Source organism: Mycobacterium sp. SMC-4, assembly GCF_050205565.1.
In the GTDB taxonomy this organism is placed as follows: Bacteria; Actinomycetota; Actinomycetes; order Mycobacteriales; family Mycobacteriaceae; genus Mycobacterium.
This window is the reverse complement of sequence record NZ_JBNMQU010000006.1, coordinates 58,207-76,445: the sequence shown is the minus strand read 5'-3', so window position 1 is coordinate 76,445 and position 18,239 is coordinate 58,207. Positions and strand designations below refer to the sequence as shown.

Sequence of the window (18,239 nt, the reverse complement as noted above, 5' to 3'; positions counted from 1 at the left end):
CGAACTACGTATCCGACAGAACCCGCAGGCTCCCCTGACGCACCGCCGTTTCGATGGACTCACGCAAGCCGGCGCATCCCGACAGGAAGCGTTCACCGTCCCGCCCGGCGGTTCGGCGGTGCACACAGCGTTCGACAGCAGCAGCGTTCCACTGCACGCTGGTCTGCTCCCAGCTGCTCTTGCGCACCAGCACGCGCGCCCCGCAGGTTCGGCAATCCACCGGCTGCATCGGCGCGTCAGCCAGTCGGTTGTCGGGGCGCACGCTCACTTGTTCACGCCGACCAGCCTCGGCAGCCGGCCTGCGGCGAGGTTGGCTTCCACCTCTTTCATCCACGCCTCGCGGGGACGGGTGGTGTCGATCTCGAACTCGAAGCGGTCCACCATGTCCGGCGTCACGTCGGCGACGTCGACGTAGAACTGCTCGTACCAGCGGCGCAGCTGGTAGACAGGTCCGTCCTCTTCGCACAGCAACGGATTGTCGATGCGGGCCTTGCGCCGCCAGATCGCCACATCCTGTTCGAAGCCCATCTTCACGAAATCGCCCAGTGCAACAGCCATCTGCATCGCGGCGTCCTCCGGCAGCGCATCGGACTTCTCGACCGTAATTCCGTACTGCAGGACAAAGGAATCGGCGTCTATCGGGTAGTGGCAGTTCAACAGCACGGTGCGCTGGTCGCCGTACTCATAGTGGTAGGTCAGGTCGTCGATCATGAAGGACGGCCCGTAGTAGGACGCGACGGACGTGGTGCCGAGAATCTTCGCGCCCTCCCCTCCCCCGAGATCGGGGCGGGCGTCGCTCGAGTAGTACTGGGTGGCGACGTGTCCTTCGAACACGTTCTTGAACCCGGTGGGCAGTCCGCCGTGGATGTAGAAGAAATGCGCCATGTCGACGACGTTGTCGATGATCTCGCGGCAGTTGGTGTGCACCACGGTGCTGTACCAGTGCCAGTCGGTCCACTCGTCGGTGCCGACGCCTTCGATGGGCGGAATGGTCACGTCCGCGGGGGGCGCTTTCTTCTCCGGGTCGTTCCAGACGAACAGCATGCCGTCCTGCTCCATGGTGGGCCAGGCGGCGGTACGCGCCAATTTCGGCACGCGACGGCTGTACGGGATCTGCTTGCAGCGACCGTCGCCACCCCACCGCCAATCGTGGAACGGGCAGGCGATCTCGTTGCCCTTGACCTCGCCGTCGGAGAGGTCGCCACCCATGTGCCGGCAGTAGGCGTCGAGGACGTTGATCTTGCCGTCCTCACTGCGGAAGACCACCAGCTTGGTGCCGAATGCGTTGATCGAATGCGGCTTCCCGTCGCCGAGGTCGCGAGTCAGGCCGAGGCAGTGCCATCCGCGGGCGAATCTGGTGGGTGCGGCCTGCGCTTCGATCTGGCGAACATCTGATGCGCTGTCGGACTGCAACGAAGTCATTGCCGGCCATCCTCACTTCTTGCTTGCTGCTGGCGAAACTCCGTTGTAGCACCGGTATTGGGAGGTCGGCGGCCCGATGTTCCACTGACCGGGCACCACCGCGGCCAGGGTCGGCTCGCCGCCACAGAATCGGCCGGTGACATCTGGGCAGAACATCACCGTCGACCTCCTCGTCGTCGGCTCGGGCACGGGCATGGCCGCCGCGCTGGCCGCTCACGAACTGGGACTTTCGACGCTGATCGTGGAGAAGACCTCCCTCGTCGGGGGGTCGCTGGCCCGCTCCGGCGGCGCCTTCTGGATGCCGGGCAACGCCGTCCTCACCGAGGCCGGCTCGAGCGACACACTGGACTACGGCCGCACCTACATCGACGCGGTGGTCGGCGACGACGCCCCGCTCGATCGAGCTCACGCCTTCGTCGAACACGGCCCGGCCACCATCGAGATGTTGCGTCGCACCACACCGATGAAATTCCAATGGGCGAAGGGCTATTCGGACTATCACCCCGAACGTCCCGGCGGAAGCGCGGTCGGTCGCACCTGCGAGTGTCGCCCGTTCGACACGGCCGTGCTGGGCGCCGAACTGGCCCGGCTCCGCCCGGGCGTGATGGAGTCCGACTTCCCGATGCCGGTGACCGGCGCGGACTACCGGTGGCTGAACCTGATGGTGCGCACTCCGAGGAAGTCCTGGCCGCGCATCCTGCTGCGCGCATTCCAGGGCATCGGTGGACTGGCCCTGCGGCGGCGCTACGCCGCCGGCGGCCAGGGCCTCGCCGCGGGACTGTTCGCCGGTGTGCTGAACGCGCGGATACCGGTGTGGACCGACGCTCCGCTGACCGGACTTCTCGTCGACGGCGACCGGGTGGCCGGTGCCGTCGTGGACCGCAACGGCACCGAGGTCAACGTCTCCGCACGGTGCGGTGTCGTCCTGGCCGCCGGCGGCTTCGACCACCAGATGAGCTGGCGGCACAAGTTCCAGTCCGAACGTCTGGGCGAGCACCAGAGCCTCGGTGCCGAAGGCAACACCGGGGACGGCATCCGCGTCGGCCAGGATCTGGGTGCCGGCACCGGGCTGATGGACCAGGCATGGTGGTTCCCCGCGTTCGCCCCGCTGCCCGGCGGCGAACCCACCGTACTGCTGGCCGAACGGTCGCTGCCGGGTTGTCTGCTGGTCGACCAGAGCGGCAAGCGGTTCATCAACGAGGCCACCGACTACATGACCTTCGGACAAGAACTGCTCCGGCGAGAACAGGCCGGTAACCCTGTCGAGGACATGTGGATGGTCTTCGACCAGCGCTACCGGAACAGCTATCTGATGGCTGCGGAGTTGTTCCCGCGGATGCCGATACCGCAACCTTGGTACGACGCCGGGATCGCCCACCGCAGCGATGATCTCGCCAACCTGGCGGCGAGAATCGGCGCACCGCCGGACACGCTCCTGGCCACGATCAACCGGTTCAACGACCTGGCCCGATCCGGCGTGGACGACGACTTCGGGCGCGGAGCCAGTGCCTACGACCGCTACTACGGCGATCCGACGATCGACCCGAATCCCAATCTGCGCGCGCTGGATTCGGGCCCCTTCTACGCGGTGAAGATCGTGCTCAGCGACCTGGGCACCTGTGGCGGCCTGCGCGCCGATGCCCGCGCACGGGTACTGCGCGAAGACGGCTCGGCGATCGACGGCCTGTACGCGATCGGCAACACCGCCGCCAACGCATTTGGCAAGTCCTATCCCGGCGCCGGCGCCACCATCGGGCAGGGCTTCGTGTTCGGCTATATCGCGGCCCGGCACGCCGCCGGCCGGCTCTGACGCGTGGCTTCGCTGGTCACGGGTTGACGGCCGCACACTGCTTGACGCGCCCCGTCCACCGCCACGAGAACCGCGGATCCCGACGAAATCGACCGGGTCCGTGAGGCACTCGGTATCTGACCGGTCGCACCGTCGGGAATCCGGCGATCAGTCCTCGGTCTCCGGGGCGTCCTCGTCGGCGATGCGCCGCTCGACTTCGTACCAGTACTCGCGCACCGGGAACTGGAGACCCTCCGGACCACCCTCGCCGAACGCCTCCTCGACCGCGTCGAGTTCCTTGATCATCTGCAGCGCGAGATCTCGTTCGGCCGCGTAATACTGCTCAGACCACCGCAGCGCCAGCCGCGCGTACGCCCACGCGGGTTGCTCGGTGGTCCAGCGCACCTCGGTGGCCGCGGCCTGTTGCAATTGCTCGGCGTAGGCTGCGTGCTCGGTGAGGATCTCCCGGAGCCTGCCGGGATTGAGCAGGTGGCCGAGCATCACCCGCAGCAACGGATTGTGCTTCAGCGTCGGCGGTTCGACGGGTTCCTCGTTGACCCAGCGGGTGACCGCAGCCATCCCGCTCTCGGTGATCTTGTACATCCGGCGATTGCGCACGCCGGAGTCGACGCGGGAGCTCACGAAACCCAGCCGCTCCAGCCGCTTGAGCTCTGAGTAGATCTGGCTGTAGGCAGGACTCGAGTAGAAGAACCGGATGGCCCAGTTGATCCACTTCTTGATGTCGTAGCCGGAGAGTTCGTCACCACCGGTGAGCATGCCGAGCAACGCCCAGCCCGTGGGCGAGACCTTCTTGTCGGCGTCTTCCGTCACCGGCCAAGGCTAGCAACGTCGGTCATGCGTCGTCGCGCCACTACCGCTGACCGGGAAGCGATGTTGCGGCCGATGACGTTGCTGACGGAGAGTGTTCGGCGGGGAACCATCTACTCACCGAGGAGCGGGATGTCTGATTTCGATGCCGAGTTCGACGTCGTGGTCGCCGGCTCCGGCGGCGGCGTCGCGGGCGCCTACACCGCGGCGCGGGAGGGCTTGTCGGTGCTGTTGGTGGAGGCCACCGACAAGTTCGGCGGCACCACGGCCTACTCCGGTGGCGGCGGCATGTGGTTTCCCTGCAACCCGGCGCTGCGGCGTGCCGGTACCGACGACACCATCGACGACGCGCTCTCGTATTTTCATGCCGTCGTCGGCGACCGCACGCCGAAGGAGTTGCAGGAGGCCTACGTGCGCGGCGGCGCGGGCCTGATCGAATACCTCGAGCAGGATCCCGCATTCGAGTTCGCCGCGTTCCCGTGGCCGGACTACTACGGCTCGGTGCCCGGCGCACGCAACGACGGCTACCGGCACACCGTCGCGCTGCCGCTGCCCGACAGTGCTCTGGGACAGTACGCAGGCCTGGTCCGCGGACCACTGGACACCGAGCGGCTGGGCGCACCGGCACCGGATCTACTGACGGGGGGCCGCGCGCTGGTCGGTAGATTCCTCGCCGCGATGTCGCAGATGCCGCACGTCGACTGCTGGCGCAACGCCCCGCTCGACGAACTGGTCACCGAGAACGGACGGGTGACGGGCGCGGTGATCGACCGCGACGGCACGCCGGTCCGGGTCCGGGCGCGCCGGGGTGTGCTGCTGGCCAGCGGTGGGTTCGAGCAGAACGCCGACATGCGTGCGCAATACGGGGTGCCCGGGAGTGCGAACGACACGATGGGTGGACCGGGCAGCACAGGCCGAGCACATCACGCCGCGATCGCAGCGGGCGCTGACGTCGACCTGATGGACCAGGCGTGGTGGTCACCGGGAATGACGCACCCCGACGGTCGCTCGGCGTTCGCGCTGTGGTTCACCGGCGGCATCTTCGTCAACCAGGATGGTCGCCGCTTCGTCAACGAGTCAGCACCCTACGATCGGCTCGGCCGAGAGGTGATCCGCCAAATCAACGACGGCGCAACGACTCTGCCGTTCTGGATGGTTTACGACAATCGTGCAGGTGAGATGCCGCCGGTCGGTGCGACCAACGTGTCGATGGTCGAACCGTCGCAGTACCGCGAGGCCGGGCTGTGGCACACCGCCGACACCGTCGCCGGGCTCGCCGAGGCCATCGGGGTTCCGGCGGCCGAATTGGGAGCCACCATCGAGCGGTTCAACAAGCTCGCCGCGGCCGGAGTCGACGAGGACTTCGGTCGCGGCGCCGAAGCCTACGACCGGGTGTTCACCGAAGGTGAGTCCCCGCTGGTGCCGATCGACACCCCGCCTTATCACGCGGCCGCGTTCGGGCTGTCGGATCTGGGCACCAAGGGCGGGTTGCGCACCGACACCCGTGGCCGGGTCCTGACCGCTGACGGCATGCCCATACCCGGGCTGTACGCGGCCGGGAACACGATGGCCGCCGTCACGGGCACCACCTATCCCGGCGGAGGCAATCCGATCGGCGCGTCGCTGTTGTTCAGCCACTTCGCCGCGCTGGACATGGCCGCGCAGAGCCGGTGAGCGCTCCGCTGGATCCCGACGAGGCCCGCCGCAGCGCCGAACTGTACGGTCCCCTGACGCAGTCGCTGCGCCGCCTGGTCGACATGACGATCCGTAGTGACGCCGGAGACGACGATGTGCGGCGGGCCCACGAGATGATCGACGAAGCCGCCGCCCTGCTCGGCAGTCGGCTGCATCCGGACGAGCACCCGGTGCGGTTCACCACCGAGGGCCGGATGCTGACCTGGGGCAACGTGGCGATCGGGTTGCGCAATGCGATCGCTCCGCCACTGAAGATGCGGCGCGACGAGACCGGTCGGGTCACGACGCACCTGATGTTGGGCTCGGCCTACGAGGGGCCTGCGGGGCATGTGCACGGTGGGGTCTGCGCGCTGGTGCTCGACCACGTTCTGAGCGCGACCGCGCACCGGCCCGGCGCGCAGGCGTTCACCGGCACGCTGACGATCCGCTACGTGGCGCCGACACGCCTCGGCGCGCTGCGCGCGGAGGCGTGGGTGGATCGTGACGAAGGCGCGAAAACGTTTGCGCTGGGCCGAATTGTCGACGCTGATGACGTGGTCACCGTCGAAGCTGAGGGCGTCTTCATCCGCCCGAAACGCTCCTGACCTTTTTCGCGAGCGAGCGTCTTTTCGGCGAGCGAGCGTGTCTGCCGACCGACACGCCGCCATTTGCAGGCATTTTGCGCGCGCTCGTCGCCGTCGAGGGCGACGAACCGCTACACCGGGTCGAACGCGGACACCAGCCACCGGTCGTCGATCTTCGTCATGCTGACGATCACGCTGCTGGCGGTCAGCGCCGGTTCGGGCCGGTCCTTGCTGAGCGTCTGCTGCTTGAGGAACACCAGCACCTTGGCACGGTCGGGCTGGATCTCCATCGCGGCGGCGTCGACCACCTCCGCACGGGCCTTCACACCGCGGTCGCGCGCGGCCGGCCCGACGATGTCAGCGGTGAATTTGCCGTAGTACGTGGCGAATTCGCCGGTCATCACCGACTGCGCCGCGCTGAGGTCCTCGTCGATGGTCTCCGGGGCATAGGACAGCAGCGCGGCGGTCGCGTCCGAGGCTGCCGTGACAACTGCTTGCTCGGCACTCGCATCGGTCTGACGGTCCACGCGGGTTTGCGTCAGATAGACCGTCACCAGAATCGCTGCCGACGCGGCCAGCAGGACAGCGATGCCCCAGGCCCGCCACCGGGTGGTGCTCACGACATGAACTCCACGTTCGACATCTTGATGCGGTCACCGTCGCGGCGCAGGTCGACCGACAGGCGCCAACTCCTCGGCGGCTCGGCGACACCGTTGGCGTCGGTGACCGTGGAGGTGGCCGCCACCAGGACGACGGCGGACTCCGCGGTGGCGGACTTCACCGCGGCCGCGTTCGCGGTGGCTCGGGTGGTCACTTTGGCATCCTTGGTGACCTTCACGAAGTCTTCTGCGGCACTGGCGAAGTCGGACCGGAACGGGTCGACCGAGTTGTCGAGGATGCGCTGCACGCCGCCTTCGGCGTCGTTGACGTCGATCGACATCAGCGTGACGGCGACCTGTTTGGCCGCGGCGACGAACTCGGCGCGGCTGTGCATCTCGTCGAGGTGGCGGTTGTGGTCCCAGACCAGGTAACCGCTGGTGGCCGCCATTGCCGCAGCACAGAACAGCGCGACGCTGCCGGCGATCGTCCGCCACCGCAGACGCTCGCCGCCGTGTGCTTGCTCGGTCAGTGCGGCCGCCTGCTCCCGACTCAGCGCGGTCGAGTCAAGACCCTCGAGGGCGACGGATTTCGACATCACGCTCCTACTTCCCGGCTGATGACGGCCCACCGTAAGCCGCCGTGGAGCCGGCTCACGCGACCCCTCCCACCCAGTGGGCGACGCCGACTGTCACCAGTGCCGGATCGAGCACAGGGCGCCTTTGGGCCCTGCGCCGGTGGCGACGACGACGCCGTCGACGCGCAGTTCGCACCGGAACTGCGGCTCCCCCGGAAGCCGGCCGCTGGTGGCCGACACCATCGCCCATCTGTCGGGGTCGGCGAGTGTCACGGTGCGCACCCAGGGTGTGTCGGGTCCGATGTCCACTCGAACCTTCGGGCTGTACAGATACGGGTTGTGGCTGTAGTCGGCCCAGGTCGGCGGATCGACTTCGCGGAAGTAGATGTCGACGGTCACCGGCTGCGTCGCGGTCACGGTGTAGGTGACCTGGCGCGCCGGGTCGGCGTGCGCCGGCGCCACCGTGGCCAGCGCCGTCACCGCGGCGACCAGCGCGACCCCTGCCTTACGCGTCATCGCCGCGACTCCATCGCGGGGCACCGTCTCGGGACTGGCAGGTCAGGAACAGCCCGTCGGGGGCCTGCGCCACCCAGTTCTCGTAGCCCGCGCAGCTGGCGTCCAGCTCCTTGACGCCCGCCATCGACGGCGAACGGAAATATCGCGGCGCATAGCGTCGCGGCGATCCGCAGAACACCAGGCGGCCCCACGATGTCGTGCCGAATACGTAGCGAGCGGTGTCACCGCACGGCGCGCCCAACACGACGTTGCCCCTGATGCCGGGCGTACAGTCCGGCCCGTCACACATCGGCGGCGCAGCCGAGACCGGGGCGGCACAGATCAGTCCGGCGGTCAGCGATGCGATGACTACGACGACTCCCCTGCGCACGCCGCACAGCGTGACACCGGTCCTGTCGCCGCGGACGTGCGGAGTCCGCTCAGCGGACACTTCGCCGTCACGCCGCGTCGTGTGCTGTTAGCGTCCTGCGCTGCCGATGCAGGCCCGCCGGTCATCTCTAGGAGCAGTCCATGATCCGTGTCACCGCGGTGTGCAGTGCCGTTGCCACGCTGGCGATCTGCGGCGCGTCGTGGGGTGCGCCGCCCGCTGCCGCCGACAATCCGGACTGGGGTCTCAACGGCACCTACGTCGCCACGTCGAACGGCGAATGGGCCCGTAAGAACGAGGTTTTCGTCGACCAGGCGAGCCTGCGCAGCACGTGGACCGTGCGCACCCAATGCAGCTACCCGGGCGAGTGTACCGGCACCGTCGACAGCGAATGGGGTTGGAGCGCACCGATCTATCAGAAGAGCGGTGTGTGGTACGTCAAGCACACCGTCGAGAACTGGATCCCGTGCCCGGACGGGACCTCCGCACCCGGCCTGCAGGTCTTCCGGTTCAAGGCGATGACGCCCGAGGGCGGCACCGCCGACCCGACATCGACGACGCTCGTCGGCGAGGACATCACCACCGGTGTGAGCGGCGCGTGCGGCGTCAGCCGCTCGGTCTACATCAACATGCCGTTCAAGCTCGTCAAGGCCGGCTGACGCCCTTCACCGGGGAAGCAGATCCTCCCAGCTCTGCGGCTTGGACTGGCCGAGATCCGACTGCGTGAACACCGCACCGTCAGCTGTGGCGTACTGGCCCGTGCCCGGATTGTAAGTGGCGAACGCGACCGGTGAATCACCCTGCTGCACCGCAGAACTGCTCGGCGCGGCCGGGATCGCACCGCCGGCCGGTGGCTCAGCAGCACCGTCGGGCGGCGGCGCAGCGGCATCACTGGGCGGCGGGGTGCCCTCGACCGGACCGAAGATCTGGTCGCCGAAGTTGATCCGGTCGTCCGGCGGGACGCCCTGGGCCAGCAGCGAGGGATCGATCGGATAGGGCCCCAGCACGTGCTGGCGCATCGCCAACGGTTCGAACGGCTTGTCGCTCTCGCAGATCTCGACCGTGGGCGCGCGCTTACCCGGTTGCTGCATGCACGGGAAGTTCCTGGTCCCGCGCACGCCGATCGGGGAATCCTGCGGCAGCTTGCAGTACAGCCCGTCGGGTGTGTCGACATCGGTCAGGTCGGCCGGGGAGCGCCACGACGACGGCGGCAGGAACCCGACCGTGCACGCGGGCGGATCGCCGAGGGTCAGGCTGAACTCCGACAGGGCCATGCCCGTCGGATTGTTCAGCGACGAGCCGTACGACTGCGTCGCCGCCAGATACGGCGGCAACAACACCAGCAACTGCTCCAGCGACGGATGGTAGGCGACACCGACCTGGCCGACGCTCGTCAGGTTCGCGAGCAGCACCGGCAACGTCGGTTTGAGTTCACCCAGAAGACCCGACGCTTCGTCAGCCGTTCCAGGCGCCGTCTGCAGCAGGTTCCGCACGTGACCGTCGTCCTCGGCGATCTGCCGGCTGATGCCCGCCACGCTGCGGGCCCACGTGGTGATCGCGTCGGCCTTGTCTGCCTGACCGTCCAGCAGTGGGCGGCTGTCGTCGATCAGGGCGCGTGCCCGGTCGCCGTTGTCGTTGATGCCGGCAGCCAGCCGGGCCGACGAATCGAACAGCGCGGCCAAGTCCTGGCCGGATCCGTTGAGCGCCTTGAACGACTCGTCGAGCAGGCCGCTGAGCGTGCCCTTCGGGATGCTCTCGACGAGTGCGCTCATCCGTTCGAGCATCGGACCCACCGCTTGCGGAATCGAGGACGAGTCCGCGGTGATCACCGAGCCGTCGACCAGATACGGACCGTCGTCGGAACGTGGTTCGAGGTCGACGTACTGTTCCCCGACCGCAGACACGCTGCGCACGTGGGCGTTCAGGTCGGCGGGGACCTTCGGCGACTTGTTCAGCGACATCGTCACCGTGACGCCGTCGCGGGTCGGGCGGACCTCGGTGACCTTGCCGACCTCGACACCGCGATAGGTCACGTTGGAGAACTCGTAGAGGCCGCCTGTCGTCGGCAGATGCAACGTCACCGCGATTCGCCCGAACCCCAACAGAACCGGCGCCTGCAGGTACACGGACACCATCGCCCCCACCCCGATCACCGAGGCGATCGTGAAGACGATCAACTGGATCCGGACGAAACGAGTCAGCATCAGTTGCCGCCCTCGGCCGCTGCGGGCGCTGCCGGCTCCATCAGCGGCGGCATGGTGGCGACCTCTTCAGGGACGGGGGTGACCGGCGCCTGCAGCGGATCCCGTGTGTAGGTCGAATACCACGGATCGCCCGGTGCGGGCACCAGCGAAGCGCCGGGCTGGCCCCAGCGGGTGCCCAGGAAGATGCCGCTCTTGAGCCGCGGAATCGTGAAGTCGAACACGATGAACTGGTTCATGTAGTCACCCCGGATGCCCCGGTCGATGAACTCCTGCGTATAGGGGTAGGTGGGCAGGAATGAGAGTGCGGTCGCCAGATCCGGCCCCACATCGGCGAGCGCACGCACAGCCGGCTCGAGGTTCCGCAGGTTTCGCACGATGTCGTCTTGCGACTCGTTGATCAATTGCGTTGCGGTGTCGCTGAAGTCGCCGAGTCTCTGCATCGCGGTGACGATCTGGGGCCGTTGCCGATCGAGCACTTCGAGAGCCTGCGGGATCCGGTGCAGAGCTTCGGTAAGGGTCTCGCGCTGACCGGCGAACGTCTCGGACAGGCGACCCAGCGCGTTGACGGTGGTGATGATGTTGTCGCGCTGACGATCGAGGATGCCGACCAAATTGTTCATCCGCGAGATCAGGCCGCGGATCTGGTCCTGCCGACCGTCGAGGGCCGCGTTGAAGTTGCCGATGATGTCGCCGATCTGGGTGAGCCCTCCACCGTTGACGACGACCGACAGCGACGACAGCGTCTGCTCGGTTGACGGGTATGTCGACGTCTTCTGCAGCGGGACAACCGAACCGGGCGACAACCTGCCGGTCGGTTCCTCGCCGACGGGCGGATCCAACGCCACATGCATCGAGCCAAGCAGGCTGGTCTGTCCGACGGTCGCCACGGCGTTGGCCGGCACCACCACGCCGGGTTTCACCGAGACGTCCACGTCGGCGCGCCAATCCGTCACCGTCATCTTGCGCACGGCACCGACGACGACGTCGTTGACCATCACCGGCGAATTCGACTCCAGAGTCCCCACATTCGCCAGCTGCAGGCGGTAGGTGACGGCGTCCGACCCGGTGCCGACCGTGCCTGGCAGCGGCAGCGAGTTCAGCCCGTCGAACGAGCATCCGGTGGCCGTCAGAGCCACACAGCCACCCAACGCCATCCAGCGACGCACCGTGGTGCTGCAGCGACGCGCCATCAGCGGGTTCCTTCCTGCGACGGCGCCGGTGCCGCCTCTGCGGGCAACAACATGTCGCTGATGCTCGCCGGCGCCGACGGTGGCGCGGGCACCCCGGGCGGGATCGGCGCACCCGGGTACAGGGCAGGGTGCGGGTTGGCGGGCAGACCGTGCGGTGCGTAGGCGCCGGGCGGCCGCGGCGGATTGAACCAACCCGGTGGCGGCGGTACATCTCCGACACCGGTGTAGGCCGACACCGCCGGCGGTGTATCGGCGGGTGCCGGCGCGGTGCCGCCACCACCCGGTGCCAGACCGGGCTCGGAGTAGACGACGTTCTGCGGCGCCGGGCCCAGGTAGGCGTTGAACGGCAGCGGAAGGTAGTTGAAGTTCATCAATCGCAGTGCCGGACCGAGATATTGCGCGCACGCCTCCCCCGATTCCTCGGCGGTGGCGTTCTCGACGGCGGCGATCGCCGAGCAGATCAGGGCCACGGGGTTGGAGAAACCGTTCATCGCAAACGAACCCCGCGGGCCGCCGGTGTCGGGGTTGTAGATGTTGTAGCCGTTGACGAGGGCGTTGGGTGCGGCGTGCAGGATGTTCTTGAGCACCATGGTGTCGTCGGCGAGGACCTGGGTGACGTTGGCGAGCCGCTGAACCTGCTCGACGGTCTGCTCCCGCGAGCCCTCCACGAATCGTCGGACCTCGCCGACGGCTTCGGACAGGGTGGTCAGTGCCGAGTCCAGGTCGCTGCGGCTGCCGTCGACCACGCTGGTGACGTCGGCCAGCCGATCCTGGAACGCCACGATCTGGGTGTTGCTGTCGCGCAACGCGGTGACGAACGTCTGCAGGTGCTCGATGACCGCGACGATGTCGCCGCTGCCCTCGCCGAGGATGCGTCCCACCCCGGTGAGTTGGGTGATGGTTTCGCGCAGTTTGTCCCCGTTGCCCGCCATCGCGTCGGCGGTGGTGTCGATGAACCGCCCCAGCGAGGTGTCCGAGACCCCACTGCCCGGTCCGAGTTCGGCGGCCAGGCGGGTCAGTTGTTCTTTGATCTGGTCCCACTCCACCGGCACCGCTGTGCGGTCCTGCCCGATCTCGGCGCCGTCGGCCATGGTGGGTCCGCTGGTCTCCGGGCTCGTCCCCCACGCCGGGCTCAGCTGCACGTACCGCGCGGACACCAGGTTGGGGGCCACGATGATCGCCTCCGCGTCGGCGGGGATCGGCACGTCACGGTCGACGGCCAGCGTCATCTTGGTGCGCGTGCCCTGCGGTTCGATGGCGTCGATGATGCCGACTCGCACTCCGGCGACGCGTACTTCGTCACCGGCGTAGATCGCCGTGGCCGACCGGAAGTACGCGACGATGGTCTTGGGGCTGAAGAAGTGCTGATACAGCACCACACCGGCTCCTGCGGTCGCGAGCACCGCCAGGACACCCAGCAGCACCGTGCGGGTGAGGTTCCTTCTCATCGCGATCCCCCGGGGATTCCGTTGTAGGGCCAGGGGAACTCGGCTCGGGGACCGGCGTTGTCGGGTGGCTGGCCGGCGTTGACGCCGCGGCGGAATCCGAGGGCGTAGTCGAGGAACGGTTGAATCGCCGGTCCTGGCAGGAGGTTCGACGCGAACCCGTTGTAGAAGAACCCGTTGTTCACCGCCTCCCCCTGCGTGACCTGATATTTCGCCAGGCCTTTCAGCGACGCGGTGATGTTGTCGCGGTTGCGTTCCAGCATCTCGGCGACCGTGTTGAGCTTCTCCAGCGTCGGCGCGAGCTCTGCTTCGTTGTCGGCGACCATCCCGGTCAGCTGTTGGGCCACCGCGGTGGTGCTGGCCAACAGGTTCACGATCGCGTACCGCCGATCCCGCAGCACGGCAAGCAGGTCGTTGGCGTTGAGGAGCAGCGCGTTGACCTGGGTGCTGCGCTCGGACAGCACACCCGTGACATTCGAGGCGGCGTCGAGGAGACTGCGCAGGGATTCGTTGCGATTGTTGAGCGACTTCGACAGCCGGCTGACCCCGTCGAACGTCGGCCCGAGCTGCGGCGCGATGCGTGCGATGGTGTCGGACAAGGTGTCCAGCGACTGGTTGATCGCCGCCGTGTCGGTCTGCTCGGTGTTCGAGGTGAATTCACCGACGGCATCGGTCAGGGAGTACGGGGATCCCGTTCGGGACAGCGGGATGACGCCCATGGCGCCGAGGGTGCCGGTACCGGCCGGCTGCAGGTCGAGCACCCGCTCACCCAGCACGGTGGCGATCCCGATGCCGGCGGTGGTGTCGCGCCCGAGGCGTACCCCGCTGTCCACGGCGAAAGTGGCGACGGCTCTGCCCTGTTCGAGGTCGACGGCCGAGACCGTACCGACGGTGACTCCGGACACCTTGACTTCGTTGCCCGGTGACAGACCGCCGGCCTCGGCGAACACCGCCTGGTAGCGCACCGACGTCGCCATCGACCACAGCTGCGCGGGCTGCAGGCCGACGACGATGATCAGCACGATGAGGACGCCACCGATGAAGCCGGCGCGCACGAGTGAAGAACCACGGTATTTCTGCATCAGGGCTCGGCGCACCTTCCGGTGTTCTGGATGACCCACGGGAAGTGGGCGGTTCGGCCCTGGAGGTCGGTGACGCGGATCGACACCCCGCAGATGTACAGGTTCAGCCAGCTTCCGTAGGAGCCCAGCCGGACGAGTTTGCGGTAGTTCTGCGGAGTCTTCTGCAGTGCCAGATCCAGGCGGGCCAGGTCGGTTTCGTTCGACAGCAGCGGTGCCAGCCGGTTGAGCTGATCGACGGTACCGGCCAACGGCGGACGGGCTTCGGTCAGCAGACCTGCGAGCGAGGCGGTGCCGCTGTCGAGTGCGGTGATCGCCTCCCCGATCGAGTCACGTTCCTGGGCGAGTCCGGTGGCCAGCTTCTCGAGCCGGTCGATCGATGCGGAGAACTTCTCCCCGTCCTTGGCGACGGTCGTGATGGTGTCGTTGAGTGTCTCGATCAGCCGTTCCACGGTCTGGCCGTTGTCGGCCAGCGCGTTGGTGAACGACGAGGTTCTCGCGAACAGCGATTCGAGGTCCCCGCCCTGACCCTGCAGCACCTGGATCAGGGAGCTGGTCAACGCGTTGACGTCGTCGGGGTTCAACCCTTGGATGACGGGTTTGAGACCACCGAGCAGCAAGTTGAGATTGAGCGCCGGCTCGGTGCGTTCGACACCGATCACAGAACCCGGCTGCTGGATCTTGGCCGATCCCGGCTCGTCGAGCAGTTCGAGGTAGCGGTCCCCCACCAGGTTCAGGTAGCGCACCGCGACGCGGGTGCTCTCGGTGAGCCGGACGTTGTCGTCGGCGTCGAAGTCGACGAGCACGGTGTTGTCGTCGAGAAGTTCGACTCCTCGGACCGTGCCGATGCGCACTCCGGCCACCCGCACCGAGTCCCCAGTCTGCAGGCTCGAGGACTCGGTGAACACGGCCGAATACCGGTTGGCGGAACCGGTTCGGTATTCGCCGAAGATCATGAACAGTCCGACGGTCAACATCACCATCGTCAGACCGAAGGCCGCGAACTTGGTCGCGGCTGCGCCGACGCCCGTCATCCTGGCTGCCCTATCTGTCCGCCGTTGCGGGGTGGACCGTCGATCGGGCCGAACAGCATCTGCTTGAGGCCGTCGGAATTCAGCAGGATGCCCTGGTTTCCGTACTGGGCGGGGTTGGCGTTGACGTCGGTGATCACGAACGGGGGTCGCTTCTGGAACGGGACCTTGGGCAGGTCGGTGCACTGCGGCCCGCCCTTGGCGGCCACCTTGGGCAGGTTCTGCGGATACCGGTAGCGCTCCTGACCGAACACGACGGTCTGGAGCAGCAGACCCCCGGGTACCGGGGTTCCGGGCGCCTTGGCCAGCTGCACCGCGCCACCGAGACCACAGTTGAGCGCTTCGTGGTACCGGTTGAGCAGGTCGGTGGTCGGTACCAGCAGTTCCATCATGCCGGTGATCGCCTGGCGGTTGCCGCCGACCACGTCGATTCCGTTGTCGGACAGCCCGATTACGCTGACCAGCAGCCGGTCGAGGTTGTCCTGTTCATCGATGACGGTCTGGCTGATGGTGGTGGCGGCATCGACCGTGTCGAGCAGCTGCGGTGCGACGTCGGCGTAGGTGCCGATGACCGTGGGGGCGACGGCGAGTTCGTGTTCCATGGCCGGCAGGCTGGGTTCGATCGTGGTGAGGAATTCGTCGAAATCGGCCATCATCTGCCCGAGTTGGTCGCCGCGGCCGTCGAGCGCGGTGGCCAGCGCGCCGAGGGTCTGGTTGAGCTTGGCGGGTTCGATCTTGGCCAGCACCTGCGAGAGCTGTTCGAAGACGGTGTTGATCTCGACGCTGACGTGGTCGGCGTCGAGCACCTGACCGGCGCGCAACGATTCCGCGGACGGATCGGCCGGCGGTACCAGTTCGACGGACTTGGACCCGAACACCGTCGACGACGCGATGTCCACGGTGACATCGGCGGGGATGATGTCCATGTAGGCGGGATTCATCGCCAGGTGGATCGCGGCCCGCCCGTCCGGCAGCGACTCGATGGAGTGCACCGAACCCACCTGAGCGCCGTGGAGTTTCACCTTGGCGTCCGGGTTCATCACCAGACCGGCGCGCTGCGACAGCACCGTGACGGGCACCGTCGTGGTGAAGCTGCCGCGGAACAGACCGACCGCCAGCGCGATCACCGCGACCACCGCCAGCACGGTGCCCGACCCGATCAGCGTCCGTCGGTCCGCGAACTTCACTGCCATCAGATTGCGTCCCTCGTTAACCCGACAGGTTGAAGTTGCCGTTGGCACCGTAGACCGACAGCGACACCAGCAGCGTCACCGAGATGACCACGATCAGTGAGGTGCGTACCGCGTTGCCGACCGCGACGCCCACACCGGACGGCCCGCCCGAGGAGAAGTAGCCGAAGTAGGTGTGCACCAACAGGACTGCGATGGCCATCAGGACCGCCTGGAGGAACGACCACAGCAGGTCCTTGGGATTGAGGAACGTGGTGAAGTAGTGGTTGTACAGGCCCGCCGACTGCCCGAACAGAACCACAGTGGTCAGTTTGCTGGCGGCAAAGGAGAGGATGACGGCGATCGAGTACAGCGGGGCGATGGCGATCATGCCGGCCACGATGCGGGTGCTGACCAGGTACTCGACCGCGCGGATCCCCATCGTCTCGAGCGCGTCGATCTCCTCGTTGATGCGCATGGCACCCAGCTGGGCGGTGACGCCCGCCCCGAAGGTGGCGGCCAGGCCGATGCCGGCCACGACGGGTGCGGAGATCCGCACGTTGATGAACGCGGCGAGGAATCCGGTCAGCGCTTCGATCCCGATGTCGCCGAGTGAGCTGTACCCCTGCACCGCCAGGGTGCCGCCGGCCGCCAGGGTGAGGAAGCCGACGATCACGACGGTACCGCCGATCATCGCCAATGTTCCTGCGCCCATGCTGATCTCGGCGATCAGGCGGATGATCTCGCGGCGGTAGTGCACCGCCGCGTGCGGGACTCCGCGCACGGCGCGGCCGTAGAACGAGGTGTGATCGCCGATCCGCCCCAATGCGTCGAACGGTCGCCCGACCTGGTGGATCAGCCGGGGGTGCAGTGCGCGGATCGTCGTCATGACGTCATCCGGATGCCGATGGCGGTCACCACCACGTTGATCACGAACAGCGCCATGAACGCGTACACCACCGTCTCGTTGACGGCGTTGCCGACGGCTTTCGCTCCGCCGCCGCTGATGCTCAGCCCGCGGTAGCACGCCACGAGACCCGCGATCAGCCCGAACAGGGCGGCCTTGACGCAGGAGATGATGACCTCGGGCACCCCGGTGAGCAGAGTGATGCCGGCGGCGAAGGCACCCGGGTTGACGCCTTGGATGAAGATCGAGAAGACGTAGCCGCCGAGGATCCCGATGATCACCACCAGGCTGTTGAGCAGCAACGCCACCAGGCCGGAGGCCAGCATGCGGGGCGTCACCAGTCGCTGCACCGGGTTGACCCCCAGCACCTCGAGGGCGTCGATCTCCTCGCGGATGGTGCGCGAGCCGAGGTCCGCGCACATCGCGGTCGCCCCGGCGCCGGCGACGATGAGCACCGTGACCATCGGACCGACCTGCGTCACGGCCCCGAATGCGGCACCCGCACCGGACAGGTCGGCGGCTCCTAGCTCGCGCAGCAGGATGTTCAGCGTGAAGCTGACCAGAACCGTGAACGGGATGGCCACCAACAGGGTCGGCATCAACGACACGCGTGCCACGAACCAGGACTGCTCCAAGAATTCCTTGAGCTGAAACGGCCTGCGGAACAGGAATTTCACCGCATCGAGGGACATCGACAGCAGTCCGCCGACACCCTGCATGGGCGCGGTGATACCGCTGCCCAGCACGGGAAGTCCGGTAGACCAGCGGTCTGCGGCTTTGTTCACCATGTGCCGCCGACCCCTTCTTCGATGACGGATTGACCTTGCGCCACTACTGCGATCCACAGGCTGGCGATCCAC

General features: G+C 67.3%; 19 protein-coding genes. 4 read left to right on the top strand and 15 right to left on the bottom strand.

Annotated features, from left to right (window positions below):
• Positions 1-4: 4 nt before the first annotated feature.
• Both ACQI46_RS12330 and ACQI46_RS12325 read right to left on the bottom strand, forming a co-directional pair.
• On the bottom strand, positions 5-268 hold the full coding sequence (locus tag ACQI46_RS12330) for a hypothetical protein (protein ID WP_427094287.1): 264 nt from the start codon (positions 266-268) through the stop codon (positions 5-7).
• Positions 265-1,422, bottom strand: a complete 1,158-nt coding sequence (locus ACQI46_RS12325; RefSeq protein ID WP_427094286.1) for a Rieske 2Fe-2S domain-containing protein — start codon at positions 1,420-1,422, stop codon at positions 265-267. Before ACQI46_RS12325 ends, ACQI46_RS12330 begins: the two co-directional genes overlap by 4 nt.
• Before the next feature lie 136 nt (positions 1,423-1,558).
• Here ACQI46_RS12325 and ACQI46_RS12320 point away from each other — a divergent pair, with 136 nt between their 5' ends.
• Positions 1,559-3,232, top strand: a complete 1,674-nt coding sequence (locus tag ACQI46_RS12320; RefSeq protein ID WP_427094285.1) for a 3-ketosteroid-delta-1-dehydrogenase — start codon at positions 1,559-1,561, stop codon at positions 3,230-3,232.
• Between the two features lie 147 nt (positions 3,233-3,379).
• Here ACQI46_RS12320 and ACQI46_RS12315 read toward each other — a convergent pair whose 3' ends face one another.
• Positions 3,380-3,988 (bottom strand): PadR family transcriptional regulator, encoded by a 609-nt coding sequence (locus ACQI46_RS12315; RefSeq protein WP_427094507.1) that lies wholly within the window; start codon positions 3,986-3,988, stop codon positions 3,380-3,382.
• Between the two features lie 183 nt (positions 3,989-4,171).
• Here ACQI46_RS12315 and ACQI46_RS12310 point away from each other — a divergent pair, with 183 nt between their 5' ends.
• Both ACQI46_RS12310 and ACQI46_RS12305 read left to right on the top strand, forming a co-directional pair.
• Complete coding sequence (locus ACQI46_RS12310; protein WP_427094284.1) at positions 4,172-5,713, top strand: FAD-binding protein; 1,542 nt, start codon at positions 4,172-4,174, stop codon at positions 5,711-5,713.
• Positions 5,710-6,318 (top strand): PaaI family thioesterase, encoded by a 609-nt coding sequence (locus ACQI46_RS12305; protein ID WP_427094283.1) that lies wholly within the window; start codon positions 5,710-5,712, stop codon positions 6,316-6,318. Before ACQI46_RS12310 ends, ACQI46_RS12305 begins: the two co-directional genes overlap by 4 nt.
• Positions 6,319-6,428: 110 nt before the next feature.
• Here ACQI46_RS12305 and ACQI46_RS12300 read toward each other — a convergent pair whose 3' ends face one another.
• The 4 genes from ACQI46_RS12300 to ACQI46_RS12285 form a co-directional block, all read right to left on the bottom strand.
• Positions 6,429-6,917 carry a hypothetical protein gene (locus ACQI46_RS12300; protein WP_427094282.1) on the bottom strand — a complete coding sequence of 163 codons (489 nt, stop codon included), beginning with the start codon at positions 6,915-6,917 and terminating at the stop codon, positions 6,429-6,431.
• Positions 6,914-7,492: a hypothetical protein gene (locus ACQI46_RS12295; protein ID WP_427094281.1), complete on the bottom strand. Its 579-nt coding sequence runs from the start codon at positions 7,490-7,492 to the stop codon at positions 6,914-6,916. Before ACQI46_RS12295 ends, ACQI46_RS12300 begins: the two co-directional genes overlap by 4 nt.
• A 93-nt stretch (positions 7,493-7,585) precedes the next feature.
• Entirely contained in the window at positions 7,586-7,987 is a 402-nt protein-coding gene (locus tag ACQI46_RS12290; RefSeq protein ID WP_427094280.1) for a hypothetical protein, read from the bottom strand.
• Positions 7,977-8,276, bottom strand: coding sequence for a hypothetical protein (locus ACQI46_RS12285; RefSeq protein WP_427094506.1), 300 nt, complete (start codon positions 8,274-8,276; stop codon positions 7,977-7,979). Before ACQI46_RS12285 ends, ACQI46_RS12290 begins: the two co-directional genes overlap by 11 nt.
• Positions 8,277-8,497: 221 nt before the next feature.
• Between ACQI46_RS12285 and ACQI46_RS12280 the strand changes: the two genes are divergently transcribed.
• Positions 8,498-9,013, top strand: coding sequence for a hypothetical protein (locus tag ACQI46_RS12280; RefSeq protein ID WP_427094279.1), 516 nt, complete (start codon positions 8,498-8,500; stop codon positions 9,011-9,013).
• Between the two features lie 6 nt (positions 9,014-9,019).
• Here ACQI46_RS12280 and ACQI46_RS12275 read toward each other — a convergent pair whose 3' ends face one another.
• Genes ACQI46_RS12275 through ACQI46_RS12240 form a run of 8 tightly spaced genes read right to left on the bottom strand, consistent with a single transcriptional unit; the run spans position 9,020 to position 18,167 of the window.
• A complete protein-coding gene (locus tag ACQI46_RS12275) occupies positions 9,020-10,558 on the bottom strand; it encodes an MCE family protein (RefSeq protein ID WP_427094278.1) in 1,539 nt (512 codons plus the stop codon).
• Positions 10,558-11,748 (bottom strand): MCE family protein, encoded by a 1,191-nt coding sequence (locus tag ACQI46_RS12270; RefSeq protein ID WP_427094277.1) that lies wholly within the window; start codon positions 11,746-11,748, stop codon positions 10,558-10,560. Before ACQI46_RS12270 ends, ACQI46_RS12275 begins: the two co-directional genes overlap by 1 nt.
• Positions 11,748-13,196 (bottom strand): MCE family protein, encoded by a 1,449-nt coding sequence (locus ACQI46_RS12265; protein WP_427094276.1) that lies wholly within the window; start codon positions 13,194-13,196, stop codon positions 11,748-11,750. The genes ACQI46_RS12270 and ACQI46_RS12265 overlap by 1 nt, the downstream gene beginning before the upstream one ends.
• The gene (locus ACQI46_RS12260) at positions 13,193-14,275 is read right to left on the bottom strand and encodes an MCE family protein (protein WP_427094275.1); all 1,083 of its coding nucleotides are present in this window, start codon (positions 14,273-14,275) and stop codon (positions 13,193-13,195) included. The genes ACQI46_RS12265 and ACQI46_RS12260 overlap by 4 nt, the downstream gene beginning before the upstream one ends.
• Complete coding sequence (locus ACQI46_RS12255; protein WP_427094274.1) at positions 14,275-15,306, bottom strand: MCE family protein; 1,032 nt, start codon at positions 15,304-15,306, stop codon at positions 14,275-14,277. Before ACQI46_RS12255 ends, ACQI46_RS12260 begins: the two co-directional genes overlap by 1 nt.
• A complete protein-coding gene (locus ACQI46_RS12250; protein ID WP_427094273.1) occupies positions 15,303-16,496 on the bottom strand; it encodes an MCE family protein in 1,194 nt (397 codons plus the stop codon). Before ACQI46_RS12250 ends, ACQI46_RS12255 begins: the two co-directional genes overlap by 4 nt.
• 16 nt (positions 16,497-16,512) lie before the next feature.
• On the bottom strand, positions 16,513-17,361 hold the full coding sequence (locus tag ACQI46_RS12245) for an MlaE family ABC transporter permease (protein WP_427094272.1): 849 nt from the start codon (positions 17,359-17,361) through the stop codon (positions 16,513-16,515).
• Entirely contained in the window at positions 17,358-18,167 is an 810-nt protein-coding gene (locus tag ACQI46_RS12240; RefSeq protein ID WP_427094271.1) for an MlaE family ABC transporter permease, read from the bottom strand. Before ACQI46_RS12240 ends, ACQI46_RS12245 begins: the two co-directional genes overlap by 4 nt.
• Positions 18,168-18,239: the final 72 nt, after the last annotated feature.

Excerpts from the sequence above, each read along its gene's own strand:
- ACQI46_RS12325 (WP_427094286.1), bottom strand. The coding sequence starts at position 1,422 with ATGACTTCGTTGCAGTCCGACAGCGCATCAGATGTTCGCCAGATCGAA.
- ACQI46_RS12315 (WP_427094507.1), bottom strand. The coding sequence starts at position 3,988 with ATGCTCACCGGTGGTGACGAACTCTCCGGCTACGACATCAAGAAGTGG.
- ACQI46_RS12310 (WP_427094284.1), top strand. The coding sequence starts at position 4,172 with ATGTCTGATTTCGATGCCGAGTTCGACGTCGTGGTCGCCGGCTCCGGC.
- ACQI46_RS12295 (WP_427094281.1), bottom strand. The coding sequence starts at position 7,492 with ATGTCGAAATCCGTCGCCCTCGAGGGTCTTGACTCGACCGCGCTGAGT.
- ACQI46_RS12290 (WP_427094280.1), bottom strand. The coding sequence starts at position 7,987 with ATGACGCGTAAGGCAGGGGTCGCGCTGGTCGCCGCGGTGACGGCGCTG.
- ACQI46_RS12285 (WP_427094506.1), bottom strand. The coding sequence starts at position 8,276 with ATGTGTGACGGGCCGGACTGTACGCCCGGCATCAGGGGCAACGTCGTG.
- ACQI46_RS12280 (WP_427094279.1), top strand. The coding sequence starts at position 8,498 with ATGATCCGTGTCACCGCGGTGTGCAGTGCCGTTGCCACGCTGGCGATC.
- ACQI46_RS12275 (WP_427094278.1), bottom strand. The coding sequence starts at position 10,558 with ATGCTGACTCGTTTCGTCCGGATCCAGTTGATCGTCTTCACGATCGCC.
- ACQI46_RS12270 (WP_427094277.1), bottom strand. The coding sequence starts at position 11,748 with ATGGCGCGTCGCTGCAGCACCACGGTGCGTCGCTGGATGGCGTTGGGT.
- ACQI46_RS12265 (WP_427094276.1), bottom strand. The coding sequence starts at position 13,196 with ATGAGAAGGAACCTCACCCGCACGGTGCTGCTGGGTGTCCTGGCGGTG.
- ACQI46_RS12260 (WP_427094275.1), bottom strand. The coding sequence starts at position 14,275 with ATGCAGAAATACCGTGGTTCTTCACTCGTGCGCGCCGGCTTCATCGGT.
- ACQI46_RS12255 (WP_427094274.1), bottom strand. The coding sequence starts at position 15,306 with ATGACGGGCGTCGGCGCAGCCGCGACCAAGTTCGCGGCCTTCGGTCTG.
- ACQI46_RS12250 (WP_427094273.1), bottom strand. The coding sequence starts at position 16,496 with ATGGCAGTGAAGTTCGCGGACCGACGGACGCTGATCGGGTCGGGCACC.
- ACQI46_RS12245 (WP_427094272.1), bottom strand. The coding sequence starts at position 17,361 with ATGACGACGATCCGCGCACTGCACCCCCGGCTGATCCACCAGGTCGGG.
- ACQI46_RS12240 (WP_427094271.1), bottom strand. The coding sequence starts at position 18,167 with ATGGTGAACAAAGCCGCAGACCGCTGGTCTACCGGACTTCCCGTGCTG.